This is a genomic window from Salinisphaera sp. T5B8 (genome assembly GCF_040361255.1).
GTDB lineage: Bacteria > Pseudomonadota > Gammaproteobacteria > Nevskiales > Salinisphaeraceae > Salinisphaera.
Map to the genome: position 1 here is coordinate 52,613 of NZ_APNG01000009.1, position 24,900 is coordinate 77,512.

The window sequence follows — 24,900 nt, forward strand, 5'->3', positions numbered from 1 at the left end:
ACTCCGACACAACAGGCGATGGCGAACGAAACTCGGCTCGAATACGATTCTCTTCCTTCGGTAGCACCGTCCTATCTACGTGCCGCGACGACCCTGTCGGGCGGGTTGTCTGGCGACGAAACGATACCGACGATCATCGCGGAGCTGCCCGACCTGGAAGTTCGCGCCGAGGAATTGGCGAAATATCGCAAGGTCTGCGGTTTTCAGCATTCGCCGTACCTGCCGGTCACCTATCCGCATGTGCTGGCGTTTCCCATGCACATGGCCGTACTCACGCACAAGGACTTTCCGCTCAAACTGCTGGGCCTGATTCATCTGCGCAACGAGATTACCCAGTATCGCGGTATCGAAACCGCGGAAAAGCTGCATCTGGAAGTCAGCGTGGGCGGCCACCGCGAAGTGGAAAAAGGGGTGGAATTCGACCTGGTCACCCGCGTGCGTGATCGCGCCGGCGAGCTGATCTGGCAGGAAAACAGCGTCATGCTTTCGCGCCAGAAGACCAACGTGCCCAAGTCGAAGAAAAAGAAACACGACGAGGGGCTCGGCTTCGAGGCCGAGGACCAGGTCACCTGGGACGTGCCGGAAAACATCGGCCGGCGCTATGCCAGCGCCGCGGGCGATTACAATCCCATCCATCTCAGTCCGTGGAGTGCCAAGCTCTTCGGCTTTCCGCGCGCGATCGCGACCGGTATGTGGACCAAGGCCCGGGCCGCTGCGGAACTCGAGCCCAAGCTTGAAAAATCCGCCTATACCCTGACGCTCGGCTTCAAGAAACCCGTGTTTCTGCCCAGCAAGGCCTGTTTTTCCTACCGTATGCACGAACAGGGCGCGGATTTTGCACTGACCAATCCGAAAGGCGACATCGTCCATCTGCTGGGCGATATCCGCTATCTAGATTCCAATTCGCAGGGCTGAAAAGCCAAAGGATCGACTATGCGTATTCGTAAGGCGGTATTCCCGGTCGCAGGGCTGGGAACGCGTTTCCTGCCGGCAACCAAGGCCAGTGCCAAGGAAATCCTCCCGGTGGTGGACAAACCGCTGATTCAGTATGCGGTCAAGGAAGCGATCGCCGCGGGCGCCGAGGAAATGGTGTTCATCACCAGCCATACCAAGAACTCGATCATGGATCACTTTGATCGGGACTATGAGTTGGAGGCAACGCTGGAAGCCAAGGGCAAGGAAGAACTGCTGCAGGCGGTCAAGGATGTGCTGCCGCCGGGTATCAGCTGCGTGTATATCCGCCAGCCCGAGCAGATGGGCCTTGGCCACGCCATCAACTGTGCACTGCCGGCCGTGGGCGATCAGGATTTCGCCGTCATTCTGGCCGACGACCTGATCGCCGGCTCTTTTCAGCCCTGCATGGCGCAGATGCAGCGGGTGTATCAGGAATACGGCACCAGTGTGCTGGCCGTACAGCGCGTGCCGTGGGAGGAAACCTACAAATACGGCATCGTCGAGGTCGAGCCGATCGGCCCCGGGCTGTCCGAGATTCGCGGCATCGTCGAGAAGCCGGACCCGGACAAGGCGCCGTCGAATCTGGCCGTGGTCGGCCGCTATATCCTCACCCCCCGTATCTTCCGCCTGCTGGACAAGACCAAGCCGGGCGCGGGCGGTGAAATCCAGCTCACCGATGCCATCGAAGCGCTGATGGGCGAACAGACGGTGCTGGCCTACGAGTTCGAAGGTACGCGCTACGACTGCGGCAGCAAGTTCGGCTATCTCAAGGCCAACGTCGAAATGGGCCTGCAACACCACGAAATCGGTGACGAGTTCCGCAACTATCTCAAGAATCTCACCGCCGATTGGGGCGATGAGCAGGACACCAGTCAAACCGGCTGACGTCGTACCGTGGGTCACGGGCGACGATACGGTTTGTTATCATACGTTGCCATCGCGGCGTCCGCCGGCAGGCGCCGTTTCGGCACGGTTTGAACGAGACGATCCCGGCGTCTCGAAACGGCCATGGGCCTTACTTTATGAAAAGCGAACTTAACGACAAGTTCATTGAAAATTCCCCCTTGTTCGGTGGCAATGCCGCCTATGTCGAGTCCTACTACGAGCAGTACCTGAAGGACCCGGATTCGGTCGAGCAAAGCTGGCGCGACTATTTCAAAAGTCTTAACGGCGATGGCGCGCAGGACATCGCGCACGGGCCGATTCGCGACTCGTTCGTGGATACCCAGGCCTCGGCCGGCCAGGGCGCGCGACCGCGGGCAAGCATGTCGCAACGCGCGGCCCAGAAGCAGGCTGGCGTGCTGCGGCTGATCAACTACTACCGCATGCGCGGCCATCAGGCTGCCGATCTCGACCCGCTCGGCCTGTACGAGCGCCCGAATGTGCCGGATCTCGATCCGGCATTTCACGGTCTGGGCGAGGCGGATATGGATACGGTGTTCAACACCGGCTCCTTGTTCACCGAGGCCGATGAGCTGCCGTTGCGCGATATCATCGATATCTGCAAACGCGTGTATACGGGCACCATCGGCACCGAATACATGTACATCACCGACACCCGCCAGAAGCGCTGGATCCAGCGCCGCCTCGAGGCGAGTGTCGACAAGCCGCGCCTGAACGAAAAAGAAAAGCGCGAAGTGTTGCGCCAGCTCACCGCCGCCGAAGGCATCGAGCGCTACCTGCATACCAAATACGTTGGCCAGAAGCGTTTTTCGCTGGAAGGTGCCGACAGCATGATTCCGGCGCTGGATGAAGTCGTGCGCTCGGCCGCGCGTAGCCATGTGGACGAGATCGTCATCGGCATGGCCCATCGCGGCCGTTTGAACGTGTTGGTGAACATTCTCGGCAAGTCGCCGAAGGAACTGTTCGCCGAGTTCGAGGGCGACTACGACCTCGACGAGCTCGAGATGTCGGGCGACGTCAAGTACCACATGGGCTTTTCGACCGATATCGAGATCGAGAACGAACGCGTACATCTGGTGCTGGCGTTCAACCCGTCGCATCTGGAGGCCGTGAACCCGGTCGTGCAGGGCTCGGTGAAGGCGCGCCAGGAACGTCGCCACGACGATGAAGGCGAAACCATTCTGCCGGTGCTCATCCACGGCGACGCGTCGTTCGCCGGCCAGGGCATCGTCATGGAAACCCTGCAGCTGTCGCAGGCGCACGGCTATGCCACGGGCGGTACCGTGCATCTGGTGGTGAACAACCAGCTCGGTTTCACCATGCAGAACCCGATCACCGCCAAGCTCGGCGAATATTCGCGTACCTCGCAGTACTGTACCGATATCGCCAAAATGCTCGAAGCGCCGGTGTTTCACGTCAATGGTGATGACCCGGAAGCCGTGGTCTTCGTAACCCGGCTGGCGATGGATTATCGCGAGACCTTCGGCAAGGACGTGATCGTCGACATGATCTGCTATCGCCGCCACGGCCATAACGAGGCGGACGAGCCGGCGGTCACCCAGCCGCTGATGTACCAGAAGGTCAAGCAGATGGAGACCACCCGCAAGCTGTATGCGGGCAAGCTGGAATCCGAAGGCCTGATCGACAAGGACGAAGCCCAGCAGTTCGCCGACGCCTATCGCGACGGCCTCGACGAAGGCAAGAACATCTCCCGTACCACGCTCGGTCTGGTCGGTAACGAGCATACCGTGGACTGGGCGCGTTACAGCCGCCAGCGCTGGTCCGACATCGTGGATACATCGGTGCCGGTCGAAACCCTGCAACGCCTGGCCGCGCGCCTGCGCGAACTGCCCGACAGCTTCGAGCTGCACAAGCGTGCCCAGCGCATCATCGACGATCGCGCCAAGATGGCGGCCGGAGCCTCGCGTATTGACTGGGGCTTTGCCGAGCATATGGCCTATGCCAGCCTGCTCGATGACGGCTTTAACGTGCGGCTGTCCGGTCAGGATTCCGGGCGCGGTACGTTCTTCCACCGGCATGCGGTGCTCTACAACCAGAAGGACGGCCACGAATTCACGCCGTTGAAGCACGTTGGGCGCGATAGCGCGGCCTTCACCGTCAACGACACGCTGCTCTCCGAAGCCGGTGTGCTCGGCTTCGAGTACGGCTATGCCACGGCCGATCCGTCGACGCTGACGATCTGGGAAGCCCAGTTCGGCGATTTCGTCAACGGCGCCCAGGTGATCATCGACCAGTTCATTTCCAGCGGCCAGGCGAAGTGGGGCCGTCTGTGTGGTCTGGTCATGTTCCTGCCGCACGGTTACGAAGGCCAGGGCCCGGAGCATTCCTCGGCACGCCTGGAGCGCTTTCTGCAGTTGTGTGCCGAGCGGCACATGATCGTGTGCGTACCCTCCACGCCGGCGCAGTGGTTCCATCTGTTGCGCCAGCAGATGGTGCGCGATCTGCGCATGCCGCTGGTGGTGCTCACGCCCAAGAGCCTGCTGCGCCATCGTCTGTCTACCTCCACACTGGAGGACCTCGCCGAAGGCCAGTTCAATTTCGTCATCGACGAGCCCGACAGCATCGACGACGACGCCATCGAGCGGGTGGTGTTCTGTAGCGGCAAGGTCTACTACGACCTCTATCAGGCCCGCGAAGAGCGCGAACTCGACAACGTGGCGCTGGTGCGTATCGAACAGCTCTATCCGTTCCCGGCCAACGACTATGCCGCGGTGCTCGAGCGCTACAAGAACGCCGACGAAGTGGTCTGGTGTCAGGAAGAGCCGGAAAACCAGGGCGCCTGGTATCAGATCAAGCATCGCTTGCAGGTGCCGCTGGCCGAACGCCACGAATTGCTCTATGCCACACGCCCGGGTGCGGCGACCACGGCAGCGGGTTATCACAAGCTGCATGTCAAACAGCAGGAAGCGGTGGTCGACGCCGGCCTGACCGGCGGTGAACGCCTGGTGGACAAGGGCAAGGCACAGACTCGCAAATCCCGATCCAAGAAGAAGTGATTTCGGCCGCGGGCTAGTACGCGGACTCACGCCAACGATCTCGACAAGTTAGGAAACGACAAGCATGGCCACAGAAGTCAAAGTCCCGGAGCTTCCGGAATCCGTCAGTGAAGCCACCGTGGGTGAATGGCAGAAAAACAAGGGCGACAAGGTCGGCCGCGACGAGAATCTCGTCGACCTCGAGACCGACAAGGTCGTTCTCGAAGTGCCTTCCACCTCTGCCGGTGTGCTCGCTGAAATCAAGGTTTCGGCCGGCGATACGGTCAAGGCCGGCGACGTGCTGGCAATCGTCGAGGAAGGCGATGGCGCCGATGCCGGCGATGACGACGACGGTGACGATGCCGCCGACGAGTCCAAGGCCGACACCAACGACGACGCCGAGGACAAGGACAAAGATCAGGACGAGGACAAGTCCGCCGAAGACGACAAGGCCGACAAGTCCGATAGCGACGACGAACCCGTGGCCAGTCCTGCCGCCAAGAAGCTGATGGACGAAAACGATGTCGCTGCGCGCGATGTCGACGGCACCGGCAAGGATGGCCGAATCACCAAGGCCGACGTCCAGAAGGCGATCGACAACCAGGGTGAAAAGCGCGAAGACAAACCCGCGGCCCGCGACGACTCCGGTTCCGAGCGCGAAGAACAGGCGGTATCGGAACAGGCCGATCGTCAGGCCCTGGCCGATGCGCCCAGCGAGCGCACGGAACAGCGCGTGCCGATGACGCGTATTCGCCAGCGCATCGCCGAGCGCCTGCTCGATGCCAGCCAGAACACCGCCATGCTCACGACCTTCAACGAGGTCGACATGAAAGCGGTCATGGAGCTGCGTAATCAGTACAAGGAGAAGTTCGAGAAGGACCACGAAGTTCGTCTTGGCTTCATGTCGTTCTTCGTCAAGGCCGCGGTCGAAGCGCTCAAGCGCTTCCCGATCGTCAATGCCTCGATCGACGAAGGCGATATCGTCTATCACGGCTTCTACGATATTGGCGTGGCGGTCTCCTCGCCGCGCGGGCTGCTCGTGCCGGTGCTGCGTGACGCCGACCAGCAGTCGTATGCACAGATCGAGTCCACGATTCGTGATCTGGGCCAGCGCGCGCAGCAGGGCAAGGTCACCATGGATGAAATGAGTGGCGGCACCTTCACCATCACCAACGGTGGCGTGTTCGGCTCGCTGTTGTCCACGCCGATCATCAATCCGCCGCAGGCCGCGATTCTCGGCATGCATGCCACCAACGAAAAGCCGGTGGTGGTCGATGGCGAGATCGTGATCCGGCCGGTGATGCAGCTTGCGCTGTCCTATGACCACCGTCTGATTGATGGCCGCGACGCGGTGCTGTTCCTGCGTACGATCGAGGAACTCATCGAAGATCCGGCCCGGTTACTGCTGCAGGTATAGCGCCGTATTCGTAACCGCTACACGTTATTGCAAGGAAAAGCATGAGCAAGGAATTCGATGTCGTCGTCATCGGCGCAGGCCCCGCTGGCTATGTGGCTGCCATTCGTGCAGCCCAGCTGGGCATGGACGTCGCATGTATCGACAAATGGCTGGACCTCAACGACAAGCCGTCGCTGGGTGGAACCTGTCTGAACGCCGGGTGTATCCCGTCCAAGGCATTGCTGGAGTCCAGTGAACTCTACGATCGCGCCAACCACGAGTTTGCCGATCACGGCATCAAGACAAGCAAGGTCGAACTCGATCTTGCCCAGATGCAAAAGCGCAAGGCCGGCGTGGTGTCACAGCTGACCGGCGGCATCTCCGGGCTGTTCAAGGCCAACGGCGTGAAGTCGTTTGCCGGCAGTGGCCAGGTGGTGGACTCCGGCGAGGTCCTGTTCGTCAGCCATGACGGCAAGGAAGAAACCTTCACCGCCAAGAACATCATCATTGCCGCCGGCTCCGAGCCGGTGGAGCTGGATATCGCCCCCTTCGACGGCGAGCACATCGTCGATTCCTGGGGCGCGCTCGAGTTCGATGAGGTGCCGAAAAAGCTGGGCGTGATCGGCGCCGGTTATATCGGCGTGGAACTGGGCAGTGTCTGGTCGCGGCTGGGCAGTGATGTGACGCTGCTGGAAGCGGTCGACGAATTCATGCCGATCGCCGATCGCGATGTGGCCAAGGAAGGGCTGAAGTCGTTCAAGAAGCAGGGCCTGGATATTCAGCTCGGCGCACGCGTGACCGAGGCCAAGGCTGGCAAAAAGGGCGTCGACGTCAAGTACACGCAGGGCGATGAATCGCATAGCGTGACCTTCGATCGCCTGATCGTGGCGGTGGGTCGACGCCCGCATACGAAGGATCTGTGTGCCAAGGGCGCGCGCGTGGAACTCGACGACAAGGGTTTCGTCGACGTCAACGACAACTTCCGTACCAGCCTGCCGGGCGTGTATGCGGTCGGCGATGTCATCGGTAACCCGATGCTTGCCCACAAGGGCATGGAAGAGGGCGTGGCCGTGGCCGAGATTCTGGCCGGTCAGAAGCCGCACCTGAACTACGATGTCATTCCGTCGGTGGTCTACACGCATCCCGAAATGGCGTGGGTCGGCAAGAGTGAAGCGCAGGTCAAAGCCGCCGGCACCGAATATCGTGTGGGTCAGGTGCCGTTCAGCGCCAATGGTCGCGCCAAGGCGCTGGGCCAGCAGGGCGGTTTCGTCAAGATGATCGCCGATGCCAAAACCGACGAGATTCTCGGCGTGCACATGATCGGCCCCTACGTCTCCGAGCTGGTCCAGGAAATGGTCGTGGCCATGGAGTACAAGGCCTCCAGCGAAGATATCGCGCGCATCATTCACGGCCATCCGACGCTGGGTGAAACGGTTCACGAAACCGCGCTCGCGGTGGACGGGCGACCGATTCACTTCCCGCCGAAACGCAAGAAGTAATCGCCGAATGACCGCCGAGGAAGAAGACCGCTCGCTCGCCAAAGGCAGCAAGAACGCAGCGGGCAAGGAGTCCGACACCTCGGGCGGCAACGGTTCGAGCGACAGTGCCGACGGGCACGGCGACGGAAACGGAAACGGTAACGGCAAGAATAAGCAGTCGTTGCCGTTTCTGTGCCTGGCCGCACTCGGTATCGTCTATGGCGATATCGGTACCAGTCCGATCTATGCACTGCGCGAGGCGTTCTACTCGCACGACGGCATTTCCGTCGTGCCGGCCAATATCTTCGGGGTGCTATCGCTGCTGTTCTGGTCGTTGATCATCGTGATCTCGATCAAGTACCTGGCCGTGGTCATGCGGGCAAGCAACAACGGCGAGGGCGGCATCATCGCGCTCGTGGCGCTGCTCAATCCCTGGAAGACGGAAAAAAAGAGCCGTCGTTATATCCTGATGTTGCTGGGCCTGTTCGGCGCGGCGCTATTGTATGGCGACGGCACCATCACGCCGGCCATTTCGGTATTGAGCGCGATCGAGGGGCTGGAAGTGGCCACACCGGCCTTCAAGCCCTATATCGTGCCTATCACCATCGCCATTCTGATCGGGCTGTTTCTTATCCAGAAGCGCGGTACGGCGTCGGTGGGTTCGTTATTCGGACCGGTCATGATGACCTGGTTCGTCGTGCTGGGGCTGCTCGGCATCAATGGCATCGTGCAGCATCCGGGTGTGTTCGCCGCGATCAATCCGCTCTATGCGATCCACTTCTTCGCCGACAATGGCCTGGCCGGTTTTCTCGTGCTGGGCACGGTATTTCTGGTGGTCACCGGCGGCGAGGCGCTCTATGCGGATATGGGTCATTTCGGCCTGGCGCCCATCCGGCTGGCCTGGTTCTTTCTCGTGCTGCCGGCCTTGTTGCTGAATTATTTCGGCCAGGGCGCGATGATGCTCGAAAACGCCGACATCACCCAACCGTTTTATCAGATGGCGCCCGACTGGGCGCTGTACCCGGTGGTCGGCATCGCCACGCTGGCGACCGTCATTGCCTCCCAGGCGGTGATATCCGGCGTGTTTTCGCTGACCCGCCAGGCGGTACAACTGGGCCAGCTTCCGCGACTGAATATCGTTCAGACTTCGCACGAGTCCTACGGCCAGGTGTATATCCCGTTCATGAACTGGATTCTGATGGTGGCGACCATCGGTCTGGTACTGGGATTTCAGTCATCGAGCAATCTGGCCGCCGCCTACGGCGTGGCGGTCTCCATGGATATGGTGATCACCACCATCCTGGCGTTTTTCGTGGCCTATCGCTGGGGCTGGTTCCCGCGCGTGGCCGGCGCGATCGCCGCAGCGTTGCTTATGGTCGATCTCGCCTTTCTGGGCGCGAACCTGTTCAAGGTGCCCGATGGCGGCTGGTATCCGCTGCTCGTGGCCGGTGTGATCTTTTTCATCATGGGTACCTGGCGGCGCGGGCGCCAGCTGGTCGGCCAGCAGCTCCAGGAGGATACCGAGCCGCTCGAAGAGTTCATTGAGTCGCTCGACGAACTGCCCATGCGCATCGACGGCACGGCCGTGTTCATGACCGAGGCCACGACCAAGACGCCGCCGATGCTGCTGCATCATCTGCGTCATAACCGCGTGCTCCATGAACAGGTCATCCTGCTCACGGTCAATATACTGGACGTGCCACGGGTGCCCGCGGCAGAACGCCTGAAGATCGACGATCTGGGGCACGGGGTCTATCGCGTGCAGGTCTACTACGGCTTCATGCAGGCAAGCAACGTGCCCGTGGCGCTGCGCTTCGCCGGTGAATTCGGCCTCGATGTGGATCTGGATCAGACCACCTTCTATGTCGGTCGCGAATCGCTCATCCCGACCAGTGAAGTGCCGGGCATGATGGTGTGGCGCGAGCATATGTTCGCTTTCATGTCGCTCAATGCGACGCGCGCGACCTCTTATTATCGAATCCCCCCCGAACGCGTAATCGAACTCGGTATTCAGATCGAAATCTGAGCTACAGCGGCGGCGGCCTGGACACGGCGACAGACCGCCGGGTCGGCGTCGCGGCTGGTAGAATCCCCGCACGGTTTGCAGCGCAACGACGAGGCATTATGGCAGGCCATAGTAAATGGGCGAATATTCAGCACCGCAAGAACGCCCAGGATAAAAAACGCGGTAAGATTTTTACCAAGATCATTCGCGAGATCACCGTCGCGGCCCGTATGGGCGGGGGCGATCCCAACGATAATCCGCGCCTGCGGCTGGCCTGGGACAAGGCCCTGGCCGCGAACATGCCCAAGGATAATATCGAGCGGGCGGTCAAACGCGGCACCGGCGATGGCCAGGGCGATAACTACGAAGAAATTCGTTACGAAGGCTATGGCCCGAACGGTGTGGCGATCATGGTCGACTGCATGACCGACAACAAGAACCGTACCGTTTCGGAAGTGCGCTACACCTTCAACCGCAATGGCGGCAATCTGGGTGCCGACGGCTCGGTGGCCTATCTGTTCGACCGCAAGGGCGTACTGACCTACGGGCCGGACAACGACGACGAAGACGTGCTCGCCCCGGCGCTGGAGGCCGGCGCGGAGGATCTGGTCGAATACGAAGACGGCTCTTTCGACGTGCTCACGGCACCGGACGATTACAACACGGTCAAGGCCGCGGTCGAGGCCGCCGGCTTCGCGCCCGATGCCGCGGACGTGACCATGCGCCCGGCGACCACGGTCGAACTGCAGGGCGAGGATGCCGAGAGTTGTCTCAAGCTGCTCGATGCGCTGGAGGATCTCGACGACGTACAGAACGTCTACAGCAACGCCGAACTCGACGAACAGACGCTCTCCGGCGCGCCCGCCTGACGCACGCTATGGCACGGGTTCTGGGTATCGATCCGGGGTCGACAGTCACCGGGTTTGCGGTGGTGGACGGCGGCGCCCAGCCGCGCTCGATCGTGATCGACTGTATTCGCCTGCCCCGTGCGGCTTTTGCCGTGCGTCTGGGGCTGATATTCGAACGCCTGAGCGCGGTGATCGACGAATACCGCCCGGATGAAATGGCTATCGAAGACGTGTTTGTCTCGCGCAATGCAGCGAGCGCGCTCAAGCTGGGCCAGGCCCGGGGCGCTGCGATCTGTGCCGGTGCCGCGCGCGGCCTGCCCATCGCCGAGTACACGCCGACTCAGATCAAGCAGGCCATCGTCGGGCGCGGCCATGCCGACAAACAACAGATTCAGCATATGGTGCGCGTACTGCTGGGCGTGAATACATTGCTACAGGCCGATGCCGCGGACGCTGCCGGCGTGGCGGTATGCCATATCCACCACAGCCGCAGTGCCGCGCGCATGCAGATCGCGGCCAATACGACAGGACGCCGGGCATGATCGGACAGCTGCGCGGACGCATCATCGAAAAACAGCCGCCGCGTCTGGTCATCGATGTGGGCGGTGTCGGTTACGAGGTCGAAGCGCCGCTGTCGACCTTCTTTACCCTGGGTGAAGGCCGGCGCCCGAACAGTGGCGCGGGGGAGGGCGAAGTCACCCTGCTTACGCAGATGGTCGTGCGTGAAGACGCCATGCTGCTCTACGGGTTTGCCACCGCCGAGGAGCGCAGCCTGTTTCGCGAGCTGATCAAGGTTTCCGGCGTGGGTGCAAAACTCGCCTTGACCGTACTTTCCGGCATGAGCGTGGCCGATTTCGTGGCCACGATCGAAGCCGACGATACCGCGCGTCTGACCGGGCTGCCCGGGGTCGGCAAGAAGACCGCCGCGCGCCTGATCGTGGAAATGCGCGACAAGCTCTCCGGTAGTGCGATCGCCCCGGCACTGGCCCCGGCGTCGACGAGCGCCGGCGGGGCAGGTGATGCCCAGTCGGTCGCACGCCAGGCGCTGACCTCGCTGGGCTACAAACCGGCCGAATCGGATCGCCTGCTCAAGGGTATCGATGCCGAGGGTCTGGATAGTGAGGCACTGATTCGCGAAGCCCTGCGCCGGGCGGTGCGCTGATATGCAGGAGTCGGAACGCCTGATCGGTGCCAGTACCCAGGGCGACGAAGGCCGTTTCGACCGGGCGCTGCGCCCACGCGGGCTGGCCGAATACATCGGCCAGGCCAGCGTGCGCGAGCAGATGGAAATTTTCGTCAGTGCAGCGCGTGCCCGCGGCGAAGCGCTCGATCATGTATTGATCTTCGGCCCGCCCGGTCTGGGCAAGACCACGCTCGCCCATGTCATCGCCAACGAAATGCAGGTGGGATTTCGTCAGACGTCGGGCCCGGTGCTCGAACGCCCGGGCGATCTGGCGGCCTTGCTGACCAATCTCGAACCCAACGACGTACTGTTCATCGACGAAATCCATCGGCTGTCGCCGGTGGTCGAGGAAGTACTCTATCCCGCGCTCGAGGATTACCAGATCGATATCGTCATCGGCGAAGGCCCAGCGGCGCGTTCGATCAAGCTCGATCTGCCGGCGTTCACGCTGGTCGGGGCCACCACGCGCGCGGGCGCGCTGACTTCGCCGCTGCGCGATCGCTTCGGCATCGCCCAGCGCCTGGAATTCTATTCGCACAGCGACCTGGCCCATATCGTCGAGCGCTCGGCGAGCATTCTCGATGTATCGATCGATAGCGAGGGCGCGGCTGAAATCGCACGTCGGGCGCGGGGCACGCCGCGTGTGGCCAACCGGCTGTTGCGCCGGGTGCGCGACTATGCCGAGGTGCGCGCCGACGGCCGGATCAGCCACGCGGTCGCCCGTGCCGCCATGGACATGCTCAAGGTCGACGACAACGGCTTCGATCTCATGGATCGCAAGCTGCTGGGCGCGCTGCTGGAAAAATTCGATGGCGGCCCGGTGGGCGTGGAAAGCCTCGCCGCGGCCATCGGCGAAGCCCGTGAAACCATCGAAGACGTCATCGAACCCTATCTGATTCAACAGGGGTTCATGATGCGCACCCCGCGCGGTCGCCAGGCCACCCAGGCCAGCTATCGTCATTTCGGCTTGCCGCAGCCCGCGCCACGCGCGACCGACGCACCGGATCTGTTCAACGATACGCCAAACGATGTCTGAAACCGCTGCCGCCAACGATGCGCTGCGCTATCGCGTACGCGTGTTCTACGAAGACACCGACGCCAGCGGCGTGGTCTATCACGCCAATTATCTGAAGTATCTGGAACGTGCGCGCACCTGCTGGCTGGAGGCGCAGGGGCACAGCCATCGCGTGCTCGCCGAGCGCCACGGTATTGCCTTTACGCTGGCCGACGCCAATCTGCAGTTCAAGTCGCCGGCACGTCTGGATGACGAAATCGAAGTGGTCACCCGCGTGGCCGAGCGCCGGCGGGCCCGAATCATTTTCGAGCAGACCATCGAGCGCGAAAATACCTTGCTTATTAAGGCACGATTCACCGTAGCCTGTGTCAGAATTCCCGATTTCCGGCCTTGCGCGCTGCCGGATTTATTGCAAAAGGAGATGCAATGAACGTTGCGACGGACATGTCCCTGTGGGGGCTGGTCATGCAGGCAAGCCTGCTCGTCAAACTCGTCATGCTGGCTTTGTTGTTGGCGTCCATTGCCTCCTGGATCGTGATATTCAGCAAGCGGCGCCTGCTGGCCCAGACCCAGAACGACATGGAATGGTTCGAGGATCGCTTCTGGTCGGGGGGCAATCTCAAGGACATCTACGCCGAGACCCAGGCCCAGGCCGATACCAGTCGCGGAATGCCCTCGCTATTCAAGAACGGCTACGACGAACTGCGCCGCCAGCGCAATGCCGGCCAGGCCGCACCACACGAAATCGTGCCCTCGGTACAGCGCGCCATGCGGGTCGCACTGTCGCGCGAGCTCGAGCGCCTCGAACGCGGGCTGGCCATGCTGGCCACGATTGGTTCGATCAGCCCCTATGTCGGCTTGTTCGGCACGGTCTGGGGCATCATGAGTGCCTTTATCGCACTCGGCAACGTCAAGCAGGCGAGCCTGTCCATGGTCGCGCCGGGTATCGCCGAGGCGTTGATCGCCACCGCCATGGGTCTGTTTGCTGCCATTCCCGCGGTTGTGGCGTACAACTTCTTCAGCAACAAGGTCGATTTCATCGAAAATCGTTTCCAGACGTTCATGGAAGAAATGGCCGGCATCGTCGAACGCGGCATGAACGCGGCCTCGCCGGCGCCCCGCGCTGCTGCGGAAAAGCCGCGCCCGGCCCCCGAGCCCACGCGTACGCCGCCCGAGCTTTGAATAGCGCCGCCTGTCTTCGGAACCACTGACTATGTCTATTCGAGGAAAACGTCGCCTGGCCAGCGAGATCAACGTCGTGCCTTATATCGACGTGATGCTGGTGCTGCTCATCATCTTCATGGTCACCGCGCCGTTGCTGACCACTGGCGTCGAGGTCGATTTGCCGGACGCGGCGGCGCAAGCGCTGGATACAGAGGACAACGACCCGATCGTGTTGTCGGTCACGCGCGACGGCGAGTTGTATCTCAACGTGGGCGCCAATCCGGACGAGCCGCTCTCCAGCGACGAGGTCACCGATATCGCCGCGCGCGTCATTCGCGAGCGCCCCGATGCACCGGTGGCGGTCAAGGGCGACGGTTCGGGTAGCTATGGCAACGTCGTGCGCGGCATGGTGTTGCTGCAGCGCGCGGGTGCCGAGCAGGTTGGGCTGCTGACCGACAACATCGACGATAGCGCGAGCGACCGCTGACGATGTGGCAGACATTCACGCAGAACTGGCGTGCGGTGCTCCTTGCGATTGGCCTGCATGTATTGATCGCCCTGTTGCTGATCGTGGGCGTGAACTTCGTCACCGATGCGTCTTCGCGTGGTAATCACGGCCAGAAAATCGTCAATGCGACCGTGGTCAACCCGGACGCGGTAAATACCGATATGCCCGAGCCGGTATCACCGGCGGCCGAACCGGAGCCCGAGCCGGAACCCGAACAGGATCAGGCGGCAGAAAAAGCCGAGCAGGAAGCCGCAGAAAAGGCCGCCGCCGAGAAGGCTGCTGCGGAAAAAGCTGCGGCGGAAAAAGCGCAGGCCGCCCAGCAGAAAGCGGCAGAGGAAAAGGCGGCGCAAGAAAAAGCCGAAGCAAAACGCGAGGCCGAGGCTGAAGCCGCACGCAAAGCTGAAGCACAGCGCAAGGCGAAAGCCGAGGCGGCCCGCAAAGCCGAAGCCGAACGCAAGGCCAAGGCAGAAGCCGAACGCAAAGCCAAAGCCGAGGCTGAAGCCAAACGTCAAGCCGAAGCGGCCGCCCAGGCCAAAGCGGAGGCCAAACGCAAGGCCGAGGCAGAGGCGGCTCGCAAGAAAGCCGAGGCCGAAAAGCAGGCCAAAGCCGAAGCGGCACGCCAGGCCAAGGCCGAAGCCGAGCGCAAGGCGCGCGAAGCCGCGGCCCGCAAGGCCGCAGCCGAAAAACAGGCGCGCGAAGAGGCAGCACGCAAGGCACGCGCCGAGGCACAGCGGCGCGCGGCGGCGGAACAGGCCGCGCGCGAAGCCGCGATGCGCGAGGCGATGCAACAGGAAGCCGCGGGGCGGCGCAACGCGGCGAACTCCCAGGCGCTGGGCGCCTATATTCAGGCGATCAAGGATCGCGTCGAATCAAACTGGCTACGTCCGCCGGGTGTGCGCAATATTTCCTGTAAAGTACGGGTTAAACAGTTGCCGGGCGGCCAGATTACGGGCTTTCGACTGCTGGGCTCCTGCGGCAATGCAGCGGTCGATCGCTCGGTCGAACAGGCGATTCGCAAATCCGACCCGCTACCGCGTGCGCCCTCGGACAGCGTCTTTTCTTCTGAAATCGAGTTCAATTTCGAGCCGGACCAATGAAACACATGCTTGCTAGAACCCATGCGGCCGTTGCCGCGCTGATTGCGCTCACGCTCGCCGCGGTCGCCCCTGCACAGGCTGCACTGCAAGTCGATATTACCGACAGCTCGCAAAGCGCGATTCCGATCGCGATCGCGCCGTTCGGCAGCAGCGGCGGTGCGCTACCGGTGGATGTGGCCCAGGTGGCCAGCGATGATCTCGAGTCCACCGGCCTGTTCGATGTGACCGAACGACGCAATATGGCCGAAACGCCGACCAACCCGAACGAGGTCAACTACCAGACCTGGCGCAGTTCGTCGGTCGATAACCTGGTGGTGGGCTCGGCCGCCGCGAACGGGCAGGGTGGCTATCGCATCACCTTCGATCTGCTGGATGTCTATCAGGGCAAGTCGATTGCCAGTTTCCAGATCAACGCCGGGCGCAACGAACTGCGCGACGCAGCCCATACCGTGGCCAACCTGATCTATGAGAAATTCGTCGGCGAAAAAGGCTATTTCCTGTCCCGGATCGCCTATATCACCATGGCAAAGGAGAACGGCGCGCTGCGCTATCGCCTGATCGTGTCGGATTACGACGGCAAGAACCCGGCCACCGTTTATTCCTCGCGCGACCCGATCATGTCGCCGGCCTGGTCGCCGGATGGCACCAAGCTGGCCTACGTGGCCTTCGATATCAATCGTGGCCGCAGCAGTCTGCGTGTGCAGGATCTGGCCACGGGCAATATTCGCGAGATCTCCTCGCGCGAGGGCATCAACGGTGCGCCAGCGTGGTCGCCCGATGGTCGGCATCTGGCCATGACGCTGTCCTACCGGGGCAATCCGGATATTTACAGCTACGATCTGAGCACCAATCAGCTCACCCAGCTGACCAATAATGGCGCCATCGATACCGAGGCTGCCTGGTCGGCCGACGGGCGTCATATCGCGTTTACCTCCGATCGTGGCGGCAAGCCGCAGGTCTACCAGATGCGCAGTGACGGCAGCCAGGTTCAGCGGCTGACTTTCGAAGGCGACAGCAACCAGCGCGCCACCTATTCGCCGGATGGCAATCAGATGGCGATGGTTCAGAAAAGCGGCAACGGATTCCGTATTGCAGTTATGGACCTGCAGAATAATAATATCCGTATCGTAAGCGACGGCCCGCTCGACGACGGCCCGGATTTCGCGCCGAACGGCCAAGCCATCATCTATGCCCGCCAGGGCCGCAACAACGAATTGGCGACCGTATCCACCGACGGCCAGACCCGCTCGCGTCTTTCGCAAAGCGGCGAAGTGCGTGAGCCGGCCTGGGGTCCGCTCGGCTACTAGATCACCGGTTCGATTGACCAGACAAAGGGCTCGAATACCTCGGGCCAACCAGTCCACAAGGAGTTTTTTAGAAAATGAATAACATGACCAACAAGATGGGGCAGCGATTTTCGCTGATCGCGCTACTCATGGCCGCCATGCTCGTGCTGGCTGCCTGTGGCGGTAACAAGAATCTGCGCGATGGCGACGACCTGCCGGCTGCCGGCGGCATGGATGACAGCGGCGATCGCGGCATGGGCATGAATTCGGGCCGCGATATCGACGTGCGCGGGCTGGAAGGTATCGACCCGGCCGATCGCTCGATGTTCATGGACCCAAACAACCCGTTGTCCACGCGCATCATCTATTTCGATCTCGACCAGAGCACCATTCCGTCGCGGTTTTCTCAGGCCATTCAGGCCCATGGCCGTTACCTGAGCCAGCATCCCAATGTGAAGCTGCGCCTGGAAGGCCATACCGACGAACGTGGTACCCGCGAGTACAACGTGGCGCTGGGCGAGCGGCGTGCCGAATCGGTACAGCAGGCCCTGGAACTGTCGGGCGCGAGCGCAAGCCAGCTGTCGACGCTGTCCTTCGGCGAAGAACGCCCGGCCGAGCTCGGCTCGACCGAGTCAGCCTATTCGAAGAACCGTCGTGTCGAGTTCATCTACACCAAGTAAGTAGCCATCATGCGTCACGCACTACCGATAGCGCTGGTGACGTTTGCCGTAGCCACGTCGGCCGGGATGACCTCCCGGCCGGCGTTGGCCGGGTCGGCGGACGCCGCGCAGCAACAGTCCATCATGCTCGCGCAGGCCGGCAACAACGGCGGGCCCAATCTGTTTTCCCTGTTTCAGGATATTCAGCGACTGCAGTCCGAAGTTCGCGATCTGCAGGGCCAGGTCGATACGCTCAAGTATCAGCTACGCCAGAACGAGCAGGGCCAACGCGATCTCTACGAAAACCTCGACAAACGCCTGAGCGCGCTTGAAGGTGGCGGCGCCACCGGTGCTGCCACGGGCGATACCGGTAGCAGTAGTAACGGCGCGAGCGACAACGCGGCCGACTACGGCACGGTCAGCCAGGATCCCGCGGTCGAAAAAGCCTATACCGCGGCTTTCGACAAGCTCAAGGCGGGCGACTACGATGCCGCGATCGGTGCGTTCAAGGGGTTTCTCCAGCAGAACCCGGAAAGCAGCTATAGCGACAACGCCTGGTACTGGCTGGGTGAAGCGAATTACGTCAAGCGTAATTACGATGCATCGCTGGAGGCATTCCAGACCGTCGTCAATCGCTTTCGCGCGAGCGACAAGGTGCCCGGCTCGCTCTACAAGATTGGCGTGATCCAGGACGAACGTGGCGAAACCGATAACGCCTACGGGACGCTCAAGCGCGTGGTCGATCAGTATCCGAACAGCAACGTCGCCGATATGGCGCGCAAACGTCTCGAACAAATCGACGACTAACGCGCCTTCGCGTAATTGCTGCGGGCTGGCTGAAATCGCCAGCCCTCGGCGGCGCGTGCAGGCCATGTGATCATCGCCACCTCACCGTTTGGGTCGAGTGTGGCGGCGGCGCCATGTCGCCTGGCTGGCTATTTCCATTCGAACAACGACCGCGCCGCGCGTGCGGATAGCGCCCATGACACAGTCCGCATCCCCGCGGGCCGTCGTACTGTTTTCCGGCGGTCTGGACTCGACCACCTGTCTGGCCCAGGCGAGGGCCGACGGCTACGATTGCTATGCGTTGAGCTTCGACTATGGCCAGCGCCATACGGCCGAACTGGCAGCAGCCCGCGCCTCTGTGCAGGCACACCCCTGGATCGCCGATCACAAGTGCGTACGCCTGGATTTCGATGGCATGGGTGGTTCGGCGCTCACCGATGACACGATCGCGGTTCCCGAAGCGCCGAGCGATACGATTCCTGCCACTTATGTGCCGGCACGCAATACGGTGTTTCTATCGATTGCGCTGGGCTGGGCGGAGGTACTCGGTGCCGAGGCGATTTATATCGGCGTGAACGCGGTCGACTATTCCGGCTATCCGGACTGCCGGCCGGAATTCATCGCCGCATTCGAGCGCATGGCCCAGCTGGCCACGAAAGCTAGCGTACAGGACGGGCAACGCATTGCGATCGAAACGCCATTGATCGATCTCAGCAAGGCCGAGATCATTCTGAAAGGCCACGCGCTGGGTGTCGACTACGCGCGTACCGTGTCCTGTTATCAGGCCGATGCACAGGGCCGGGCCTGCGGTCGTTGCGACGCCTGCCGACTTCGTCAGGCCGGTTTTGCCCAGGCACAGGTGCCCGATCCGACAATTTATCAATCGGGCGCTGATTTTCCGGAATGAATCGGGTATGATGCGCGCCCAATACGGGCCGTTAGCTCAGTTGGTAGAGCAGTTGACTTTTAATCAATTGGTCGCAGGTTCGAATCCTGCACGGCCCACCAATTCAACCCGCTTCGACAGCGGGTTTTTTTGTGTCTGGCCCAGGCGCGCAGGGCCTGCGAAAACGCTAGCGTGCCCAAGCACCTGATCATGATCAACGTGCATTGCGTCGCGCGTGCAAGGCGCACGGCGGTCGGAGGTGACGACCGCCGTGGCTGCTCGCCTATTTGCGCCCGACCAGTTCGATCCAGTAGCCGTCTGGGTCCAGAACGAACGCGATATGGCTCATGCGCCCATCCTCGGGGCGTTTCTTGAAGGTCACGCCATTGGCGTCCATCCATTCGCAGGCGGCCTGCAGGTCCGGCACCGTAAAGCAGATATGGCCATAGCCCTGCGGTTCGTCGTTACCGTTGTGATAGCGCGCGTTCGGATCTTTCTCGGTACCCCAGTTATGGGTGAGTTCGAGCACGCCTTCACGGCCACTGACGTATTGGGCACGGGCATCCTTGTCCTGCGGTACGTCATCGCTGCCGGTACAGGCCAGGAAGTAGAGCGTGAACTCGCCTTCGGGCATGTCGACCGTGCGTAGCAGGCGCATACCGAAGACCTTGGTATAGAAGGCCAGGGAGGCTTCGGGATCGACGATGCGCACCATCGTGTGGTTGAAGATGAAGCCTTCGGTTTCGCTGGGCACCTCGGTGTGCACGCCGGGGCCGTCTTGCGTATTGAATGTCATTGTCTGGGTCTTGCCTTTGAAGGGAATGCGTGGCCTGTACTATGCACGAGCTACCCGATGACATGAAACAGGAGATTGCCGATGTCGAAGTACTGGTACGGGCCGATGACACTGGATCGTCTGAACGCGGTCAACGAGCGCGACATGATCTCGCGGCTGGGGCTGGTATATACGGATGTCACCGACGACATGATCGAAGCCCGCTTCGAAATCGACGAGCGAACCCGCCAGCCCTTCGGCCTGCTGCATGGCGGCGTGTCCTGTGCGGTGTCGGAATCCATGGGCAGCGTCGCGGCCAACATGTGCGTGGACCGCGACAAGTTCGTATGCGTGGGTATCGAGATCAACGCCAGCCATTTGCGCGGCGCCTCGTCGGGCATCGTGCGTGCACGGTGCACCCCCATTCGGGTGGGCCGGAGCACGCATGTATGGCAGACCGACCTGTTCGACGATCACGACCGACATCTCTGTGTATCGCGTCTGACCGTGGCCGTGGTCGCCGCGCCGGATAGCTGACGCGGCGGATGAACCGGGTCCTGGCGCGCCTGCGCTGCGCGAGGTGTCAGCGTCGGGCTGCAGCCCTTGTGCCATAAAGGTCTGGCGCAACCACCGCGATCGATCGCAATAGGCTATAGTCGGGATAGAACACTAGGGGGAAGTAGTTTGAAAGCATCCGATCTTTTCGTTCGCTGCCTCGAGGAAGAAGGCGTCGAATACGTGTTTGGCGTACCGGGCGAGGAAAATCTCGACCTGCTCGAATCGCTCAGAAACAGCGATATCGACCTGGTAGTGACCCGGCATGAGCAACACGCGGCCTTCATGGCGGCCACCTACGGACGCCTGACCGGGCGAGCTGGCGTGTGTCTGTCGACGCTGGGGCCGGGTGCGACCAATCTGCTGACCGGCATCGCCTATGCCCAGCTGGGCGGCATGCCCTTGTTTGCCATCACCGGCCAGAAAGCGCTGCGCGACAATCGCCAGGGCAAGTTCCAGCTTATCGATGTGGTGGACACCTTCAAGCCGTTGACCAAATGGAACTACTCGGTCACCGATAGCGGTGTCATCCCGCGCTGTGTACGCCACGCATTCAAGGTGGCCGAGAGCGAACGCCCGGGTGCGGTGCATCTGGAACTGCCCGAAGATATCGCCGGCGAACAGATCGAACCCAGCGTTGCCCAGCAACGGGTGACGCTACGCCGACCCAATGCCGACGACCAGGCCACCGAGCAGGCTGCGGACATGATTCGCGCCGCGCGCCAGCCGATCATCGTCTATTCCGCGGGCGCCAACCGTAAACGTATTACCGAGCAGCTGCAGGCCTTTGTCGAGGCGACCGGTCTGTTCGCGATCGGCACCCAGATGGGCAAGGGCGTACTGGCCGACGATCATCCGCAGAGCCTGTTCTGCATGGGCATTCACAAGCACGACTATGTGCATAGCGCGATCGACGAGGCGGATCTGGTCATTACGCTGGGCTACGACGTGGTCGAATACCCGCCCGCGGTCTGGAACGCGGACAAGAGCAAGGCGATTCTGCATATCGACTTCGTGCCCGCCGATCCGGACGAGTACTACAGTCCCGCCCACGAAGTAATCGGCGATATTTCCAATACGCTCAAGAGTTTGCGCGCGCGACTCGACGGTACGCACTTCGATACCACGCGCCTGGGCCGTTTGCGTGACCACGTCAATACGCTGCTGCACGAAAACGAGCCGGCCGACAGCTTTCCGCCCACCCCGCAGCGCATCGTGCGCGAGGTACGCGAGGTCATGGGCCGGCGTGACATCATCAGTCTCGATAACGGCATCTACAAGATCTGGTTCGCACGCGCGTACCCGGCCTTCGAGCACAATACCGTGCTGCTGGACAACGCGCTGGCGAGCATGGGTGCCGGACTTGCAGCAGCGATGGCAGCCAAGATGGTGCACGGCGACCGCCGCGTGCTGGCGATTTGTGGCGACGGCGGGTTCATGATGAACAGCCAGGATATGGAAACCGCGGTCCGGCTGGGTCTGGACCTGGTGGTCCTGCTCGTACGCGACGACGGCTACGGCTTCATCCGCTGGAAACAGGCCGGCGCCGGCTTCGATAACTTCGGCATGGGGTTTGGTAACCCCGACTTCGTGGCGTATGCCGAGGCCTATGGCGCGCGCGGCATACGCGTCGAGGCGGGCGACCGTTTAGGCGATGTGCTCACGCGGGCGTATGAACACGGCGGCGTGGTGCTCGTGGACTGTCCGATCGACTACAGCGTGAACAGCGAGCTCGATGTGGAGCACCATGTCGATCGCGCTGTGCTCGACGGCTGAACGGGACGGGCCATCGTGAGCGCGTGGGCATGATGCACGCTGACGATCAGCCCTCGTCACGGCCGGGCGCACTGCGCGCGATCGAGGCCCGGTCGTTCGACGATCTCGCCGCGCTATTACCCGAGCTCTGCCGTGCGGCCGCCGAGCTACTTGATGTCGCACGTGTATCGGTCTGGCTGTTCGGGCGCGATCTGCGGCGTCTGAATCAGATCCATGTTCATCCGCATCGGCGCGAGATCGCGGGGCGCCTCGTACTGGATGTGTCGCCGCAACACGATTACATCGCCTCACTCGATCGAACCGGCACGTTCTGCATGACCGATGCGGCCGCGTTGTCGCCGGCGTCGCGGGATCTGTTCGCCGACTATCTCGAAGAGCGTTCGATCGTGGCCATGCTGGATGCGGCGATCGTCGTGCGCGGCCAGCTCGTGGGCGTGCTGTGTCACGAACATCACCGCGTGCGCCAGTGGCGCGGTTTTGAAAATACATGGGCCCGGCGTTTCGCCGCGATCATCGCAACCACGATCGAGCGCGCGCGCGAGCGCGCCACACAAAGCGACGATCGGCGTTTTCGCCAGGTGGTCGATGCCGCCCAGGACGCGATCGCGTTGTCCACGCCCAAGGGAACGCTCGAATATCTGAATCCGGCCGCGCGTCACGCCCTCGGCCTGGCGCCCGACGAGCCGCTTGGCAAGCGCGCCATGCAAGATCTGCTCGCTGCGAGCGGCCAATCACGCTTGCGTGAGCGCGTTTTCGCCGATTTGGGGCGGGTCGGCGTATGGAGCGGCACACTCGCGCTGCCGGGCGTCGACGGACAGTCGTTGGACGTCGCGGTCAACGTACAAATGCAGGGCGGCGACAGTCGACACGAACCGTATCTGATCTGGCATATCGGCGATTTCGCCCAACAGCTAGAGCTCGGGCGCCAAATCGCCGAAGTGCGCAGCCGTTACGAAACCACCTTCGCCAGCACGGGCGAGAGCCTGTTTCATGTCGATGCGCGCGGTCGTATTCTCGATACCGATGAAGGCTTTCGCCGGATGTTGGGGTATACGCACGACCAGCACGCGCTGCTGACCCTGCAGGACTTGAGCGAAACTCATGCCGCGGCCGGTATCGAGCATGATCTGATGCTGACTCGGCAGACCGGCCACCACCTATGTGGCGAGCGCCGGCTCAAACACGCAAGTGGCCATTGGGTGATCGTGCAGTTGTCGATGGTTCGGGCCGGCGAGGGCGGTCACGAGGCCATTACCGTGCGCCTGCGCGATATCAGCGAACTGGTCGCCCAGCGCGATGAAATGGAACGGCTGGCGTATTACGACCCGCTCACGGGCCTTGCGAACAGCAATCTGCTGCGCGATAGCGCCGAGCGCATGCTCGTGGACAGCGTACAGGCCGATCGACAACTGTCGTTCGTACTGCTGAAAGTCGAGCGCTGGGAACGCATTCTCGATAGTCATGGCTATCACGTAGCCGAAGGCATCATCCGTGAAATCGGGCAACGCCTGACCGCGGCATTCAAACACCGCGATGTGTTGCTCGCGCGGGTACTTAACGGTCTCGAAATCGGCCTGCTGTTCGACCAGAAAGCCGAATCGCTCGAGCACGTGATCGCGAGCGCCAACGCGGCCTTCCACCGCACCTTCTGTGCCGATCAGGATCGTATTCAGCTGAGTGTGCGTAGCGGTAGCGCCCAGGCACCACGCGATGCGGTCAACTTCAAGGACCTGTCACGTTGCGCGGGGCTGGCTCTGCGCCGAGCGGGTCGCGCCAGTACGCGCCATTGCCGTTACGAACTCGCCCATTCGAGCCGAATAAAAGACGACCGCCTGCTCGAGGACGATTTGCGCAAGGCGCTGACCAGCAGCGAACTCTCGCTGTGCTACCAACCGATTCGGGCTGTCGTACGCAATGACGCCTGGAGTGCGGTCGAAGCGCTCATGCGCTGGCAACATCCGCAGTTGGGTGCGATCGCGCCGGATGACTTCATTGCCCTGGCCGAAGAAAGCGGGCTGGTGGTCGATCTCGACCGGCGCGCGCTCAGCGAGGGTTGCCAGGCCGCGGTCGATTGGCGGGACACGATCGGGCCGGTGCGCGTGTCAGTGAACATGTCCGCGCTCACGCTCATGGATCCCCGTGTCGTGGATATGGTCCATGAGGTACTCGAACAGTCCGGACTGCGCCCGGATCGCTTGTGTATCGAGGTTACCGAAACAGCGGTCATGCGCGATCGCGTGCATGCCGCGGCGGTGCTCGAGCAGTTGCACGCGCTCGGTGTGTTCATCGCCCTCGACGATTTCGGCACCGGGTATTCGTCGCTGGCGTATCTCAAGTATCTGCCGGTCGATGTGCTCAAGATCGACCGTGACTTCATTAACGGGATCGGCACCGACAACCGCGACGAACGCACCATTCAGGCGATCATCCGCCTCGGCCACGATCTGGGCCTGCACGTGGTCGCCGAAGGCGTGGAAACACGGCGCCAGTATCGCTGGCTGGCCGAACACAGTGTCGAGTTCGTACAAGGTTATTATCTGGCCCGGCCGATGCCCATAGCGGCACTATTGGAAACCGGCGTGCCGCCTGCGCTCTAGGGGCTGCGCATGGCGCCATGATCGGTTAGCATA

Annotated in this window: 22 protein-coding genes and 1 tRNA gene; 22 read left to right on the plus strand and 1 reads right to left on the minus strand. The window is 62.0% G+C overall.

The genetic code is table 11. The annotated features are described in order from the left end of the window. Positions 1 to 18: 18 nt before the first annotated feature. The 19 genes from T5B8_RS09670 (at position 19) to T5B8_RS09760 (ending at position 19,286) form a co-directional block, all read left to right on the plus strand. Positions 19 to 915 (plus strand): MaoC/PaaZ C-terminal domain-containing protein, encoded by an 897-nt coding sequence (locus T5B8_RS09670; protein WP_353178299.1) that lies wholly within the window; start codon positions 19 to 21, stop codon positions 913 to 915. A gap of 18 nt (positions 916 to 933) precedes the next feature. Further along, on the plus strand, positions 934 to 1,839 hold the full coding sequence (gene galU, locus T5B8_RS09675; protein ID WP_353178301.1) for a UTP--glucose-1-phosphate uridylyltransferase GalU: 906 nt from the start codon (positions 934 to 936) through the stop codon (positions 1,837 to 1,839). Between the two features lie 137 nt (positions 1,840 to 1,976). Further along, positions 1,977 to 4,874, plus strand: a complete 2,898-nt coding sequence (locus T5B8_RS09680; protein ID WP_353178303.1) for a 2-oxoglutarate dehydrogenase E1 component — start codon at positions 1,977 to 1,979, stop codon at positions 4,872 to 4,874. Between the two features lie 64 nt (positions 4,875 to 4,938). Then, positions 4,939 to 6,270, plus strand: coding sequence for a 2-oxoglutarate dehydrogenase complex dihydrolipoyllysine-residue succinyltransferase (gene odhB / locus T5B8_RS09685; protein ID WP_353178305.1), 1,332 nt, complete (start codon positions 4,939 to 4,941; stop codon positions 6,268 to 6,270). Positions 6,271 to 6,311: 41 nt separating this feature from the next. Then, positions 6,312 to 7,748 (plus strand): dihydrolipoyl dehydrogenase, encoded by a 1,437-nt coding sequence (lpdA, locus tag T5B8_RS09690; RefSeq protein ID WP_353178307.1) that lies wholly within the window; start codon positions 6,312 to 6,314, stop codon positions 7,746 to 7,748. Positions 7,749 to 7,755: 7 nt separating this feature from the next. Continuing rightward, the gene (locus tag T5B8_RS09695) at positions 7,756 to 9,753 is read left to right on the plus strand and encodes a potassium transporter Kup (protein WP_353178308.1); all 1,998 of its coding nucleotides are present in this window, start codon (positions 7,756 to 7,758) and stop codon (positions 9,751 to 9,753) included. A 98-nt stretch (positions 9,754 to 9,851) separates the two neighbouring features. Beyond that, positions 9,852 to 10,601 (plus strand): YebC/PmpR family DNA-binding transcriptional regulator, encoded by a 750-nt coding sequence (locus T5B8_RS09700; protein WP_353178310.1) that lies wholly within the window; start codon positions 9,852 to 9,854, stop codon positions 10,599 to 10,601. An 8-nt stretch (positions 10,602 to 10,609) separates the two neighbouring features. Beyond that, on the plus strand, positions 10,610 to 11,122 hold the full coding sequence (gene ruvC, locus T5B8_RS09705; protein WP_353178312.1) for a crossover junction endodeoxyribonuclease RuvC: 513 nt from the start codon (positions 10,610 to 10,612) through the stop codon (positions 11,120 to 11,122). Then, entirely contained in the window at positions 11,119 to 11,742 is a 624-nt protein-coding gene (gene ruvA / locus T5B8_RS09710) for a Holliday junction branch migration protein RuvA (RefSeq protein ID WP_353178313.1), read from the plus strand. The genes ruvC and ruvA overlap by 4 nt, the downstream gene beginning before the upstream one ends. 1 nt (position 11,743) lies before the next feature. Then, on the plus strand, positions 11,744 to 12,799 hold the full coding sequence (ruvB, locus tag T5B8_RS09715; RefSeq protein WP_353178315.1) for a Holliday junction branch migration DNA helicase RuvB: 1,056 nt from the start codon (positions 11,744 to 11,746) through the stop codon (positions 12,797 to 12,799). Continuing rightward, entirely contained in the window at positions 12,792 to 13,208 is a 417-nt protein-coding gene (gene ybgC / locus T5B8_RS09720; RefSeq protein WP_353178317.1) for a tol-pal system-associated acyl-CoA thioesterase, read from the plus strand. Before ruvB ends, ybgC begins: the two co-directional genes overlap by 8 nt. Further along, entirely contained in the window at positions 13,205 to 13,960 is a 756-nt protein-coding gene (tolQ, locus tag T5B8_RS09725; RefSeq protein WP_353178319.1) for a protein TolQ, read from the plus strand. The genes ybgC and tolQ overlap by 4 nt, the downstream gene beginning before the upstream one ends. 31 nt (positions 13,961 to 13,991) lie before the next feature. Continuing rightward, entirely contained in the window at positions 13,992 to 14,429 is a 438-nt protein-coding gene (tolR, locus tag T5B8_RS09730) for a protein TolR (RefSeq protein WP_353178320.1), read from the plus strand. A 2-nt stretch (positions 14,430 to 14,431) separates the two neighbouring features. Beyond that, positions 14,432 to 15,547 (plus strand): cell envelope integrity protein TolA, encoded by a 1,116-nt coding sequence (tolA, locus tag T5B8_RS09735; RefSeq protein WP_353178322.1) that lies wholly within the window; start codon positions 14,432 to 14,434, stop codon positions 15,545 to 15,547. Positions 15,548 to 15,552: 5 nt separating this feature from the next. Further along, entirely contained in the window at positions 15,553 to 16,854 is a 1,302-nt protein-coding gene (gene tolB, locus T5B8_RS09740; RefSeq protein ID WP_353178324.1) for a Tol-Pal system beta propeller repeat protein TolB, read from the plus strand. 74 nt (positions 16,855 to 16,928) lie between these two features. After that, positions 16,929 to 17,513, plus strand: a complete 585-nt coding sequence (gene pal / locus T5B8_RS09745) for a peptidoglycan-associated lipoprotein Pal (protein ID WP_353178326.1) — start codon at positions 16,929 to 16,931, stop codon at positions 17,511 to 17,513. A 9-nt stretch (positions 17,514 to 17,522) separates the two neighbouring features. Further along, positions 17,523 to 18,299 carry a tol-pal system protein YbgF gene (gene ybgF, locus T5B8_RS09750; protein WP_353178328.1) on the plus strand — a complete coding sequence of 259 codons (777 nt, stop codon included), beginning with the start codon at positions 17,523 to 17,525 and terminating at the stop codon, positions 18,297 to 18,299. Positions 18,300 to 18,474: 175 nt separating this feature from the next. Continuing rightward, the gene (gene queC, locus T5B8_RS09755) at positions 18,475 to 19,185 is read left to right on the plus strand and encodes a 7-cyano-7-deazaguanine synthase QueC (protein ID WP_353178330.1); all 711 of its coding nucleotides are present in this window, start codon (positions 18,475 to 18,477) and stop codon (positions 19,183 to 19,185) included. Positions 19,186 to 19,210: 25 nt separating this feature from the next. Beyond that, positions 19,211 to 19,286, plus strand: a tRNA-Lys gene (locus tag T5B8_RS09760). 161 nt (positions 19,287 to 19,447) lie between these two features. Here the strand turns inward: T5B8_RS09760 and gloA are convergent. Then, the gene (gene gloA, locus T5B8_RS09765) at positions 19,448 to 19,960 is read right to left on the minus strand and encodes a lactoylglutathione lyase (RefSeq protein ID WP_353178331.1); all 513 of its coding nucleotides are present in this window, start codon (positions 19,958 to 19,960) and stop codon (positions 19,448 to 19,450) included. A gap of 81 nt (positions 19,961 to 20,041) precedes the next feature. Between gloA and T5B8_RS09770 the strand changes: the two genes are divergently transcribed. The 3 genes from T5B8_RS09770 (at position 20,042) to T5B8_RS09780 (ending at position 24,867) form a co-directional block, all read left to right on the plus strand. Further along, complete coding sequence (locus T5B8_RS09770) at positions 20,042 to 20,476, plus strand: hotdog fold thioesterase (RefSeq protein WP_353178333.1); 435 nt, start codon at positions 20,042 to 20,044, stop codon at positions 20,474 to 20,476. A gap of 147 nt (positions 20,477 to 20,623) precedes the next feature. Next, positions 20,624 to 22,270, plus strand: a complete 1,647-nt coding sequence (locus T5B8_RS09775) for an acetolactate synthase large subunit (RefSeq protein WP_353178335.1) — start codon at positions 20,624 to 20,626, stop codon at positions 22,268 to 22,270. 29 nt (positions 22,271 to 22,299) lie between these two features. Next, positions 22,300 to 24,867, plus strand: coding sequence for a sensor domain-containing phosphodiesterase (locus T5B8_RS09780; protein ID WP_353178337.1), 2,568 nt, complete (start codon positions 22,300 to 22,302; stop codon positions 24,865 to 24,867). The last annotated feature ends 33 nt before the right edge of the window (positions 24,868 to 24,900 follow it).

Coding starts and splice junctions, on each gene's coding strand:
- galU (WP_353178301.1), top strand. CDS start 934: ATGCGTATTCGTAAGGCGGTATTCCCGGTCGCAGGGCTGGGAACGCGT.
- gloA (WP_353178331.1), bottom strand. CDS start 19,960: ATGACATTCAATACGCAAGACGGCCCCGGCGTGCACACCGAGGTGCCC.
- odhB (WP_353178305.1), top strand. CDS start 4,939: ATGGCCACAGAAGTCAAAGTCCCGGAGCTTCCGGAATCCGTCAGTGAA.
- T5B8_RS09695 (WP_353178308.1), top strand. CDS start 7,756: ATGACCGCCGAGGAAGAAGACCGCTCGCTCGCCAAAGGCAGCAAGAAC.
- T5B8_RS09780 (WP_353178337.1), top strand. CDS start 22,300: ATGATGCACGCTGACGATCAGCCCTCGTCACGGCCGGGCGCACTGCGC.
- T5B8_RS09670 (WP_353178299.1), top strand. CDS start 19: ATGGCGAACGAAACTCGGCTCGAATACGATTCTCTTCCTTCGGTAGCA.
- ruvC (WP_353178312.1), top strand. CDS start 10,610: ATGGCACGGGTTCTGGGTATCGATCCGGGGTCGACAGTCACCGGGTTT.
- tolA (WP_353178322.1), top strand. CDS start 14,432: ATGTGGCAGACATTCACGCAGAACTGGCGTGCGGTGCTCCTTGCGATT.
- ruvB (WP_353178315.1), top strand. CDS start 11,744: ATGCAGGAGTCGGAACGCCTGATCGGTGCCAGTACCCAGGGCGACGAA.
- ybgC (WP_353178317.1), top strand. CDS start 12,792: ATGTCTGAAACCGCTGCCGCCAACGATGCGCTGCGCTATCGCGTACGC.
- tolQ (WP_353178319.1), top strand. CDS start 13,205: ATGAACGTTGCGACGGACATGTCCCTGTGGGGGCTGGTCATGCAGGCA.
- ybgF (WP_353178328.1), top strand. CDS start 17,523: ATGCGTCACGCACTACCGATAGCGCTGGTGACGTTTGCCGTAGCCACG.
- T5B8_RS09680 (WP_353178303.1), top strand. CDS start 1,977: ATGAAAAGCGAACTTAACGACAAGTTCATTGAAAATTCCCCCTTGTTC.
- queC (WP_353178330.1), top strand. CDS start 18,475: ATGACACAGTCCGCATCCCCGCGGGCCGTCGTACTGTTTTCCGGCGGT.
- lpdA (WP_353178307.1), top strand. CDS start 6,312: ATGAGCAAGGAATTCGATGTCGTCGTCATCGGCGCAGGCCCCGCTGGC.
- T5B8_RS09700 (WP_353178310.1), top strand. CDS start 9,852: ATGGCAGGCCATAGTAAATGGGCGAATATTCAGCACCGCAAGAACGCC.
- pal (WP_353178326.1), top strand. CDS start 16,929: ATGAATAACATGACCAACAAGATGGGGCAGCGATTTTCGCTGATCGCG.
- ruvA (WP_353178313.1), top strand. CDS start 11,119: ATGATCGGACAGCTGCGCGGACGCATCATCGAAAAACAGCCGCCGCGT.
- tolR (WP_353178320.1), top strand. CDS start 13,992: ATGTCTATTCGAGGAAAACGTCGCCTGGCCAGCGAGATCAACGTCGTG.
- T5B8_RS09770 (WP_353178333.1), top strand. CDS start 20,042: ATGTCGAAGTACTGGTACGGGCCGATGACACTGGATCGTCTGAACGCG.
- tolB (WP_353178324.1), top strand. CDS start 15,553: ATGCTTGCTAGAACCCATGCGGCCGTTGCCGCGCTGATTGCGCTCACG.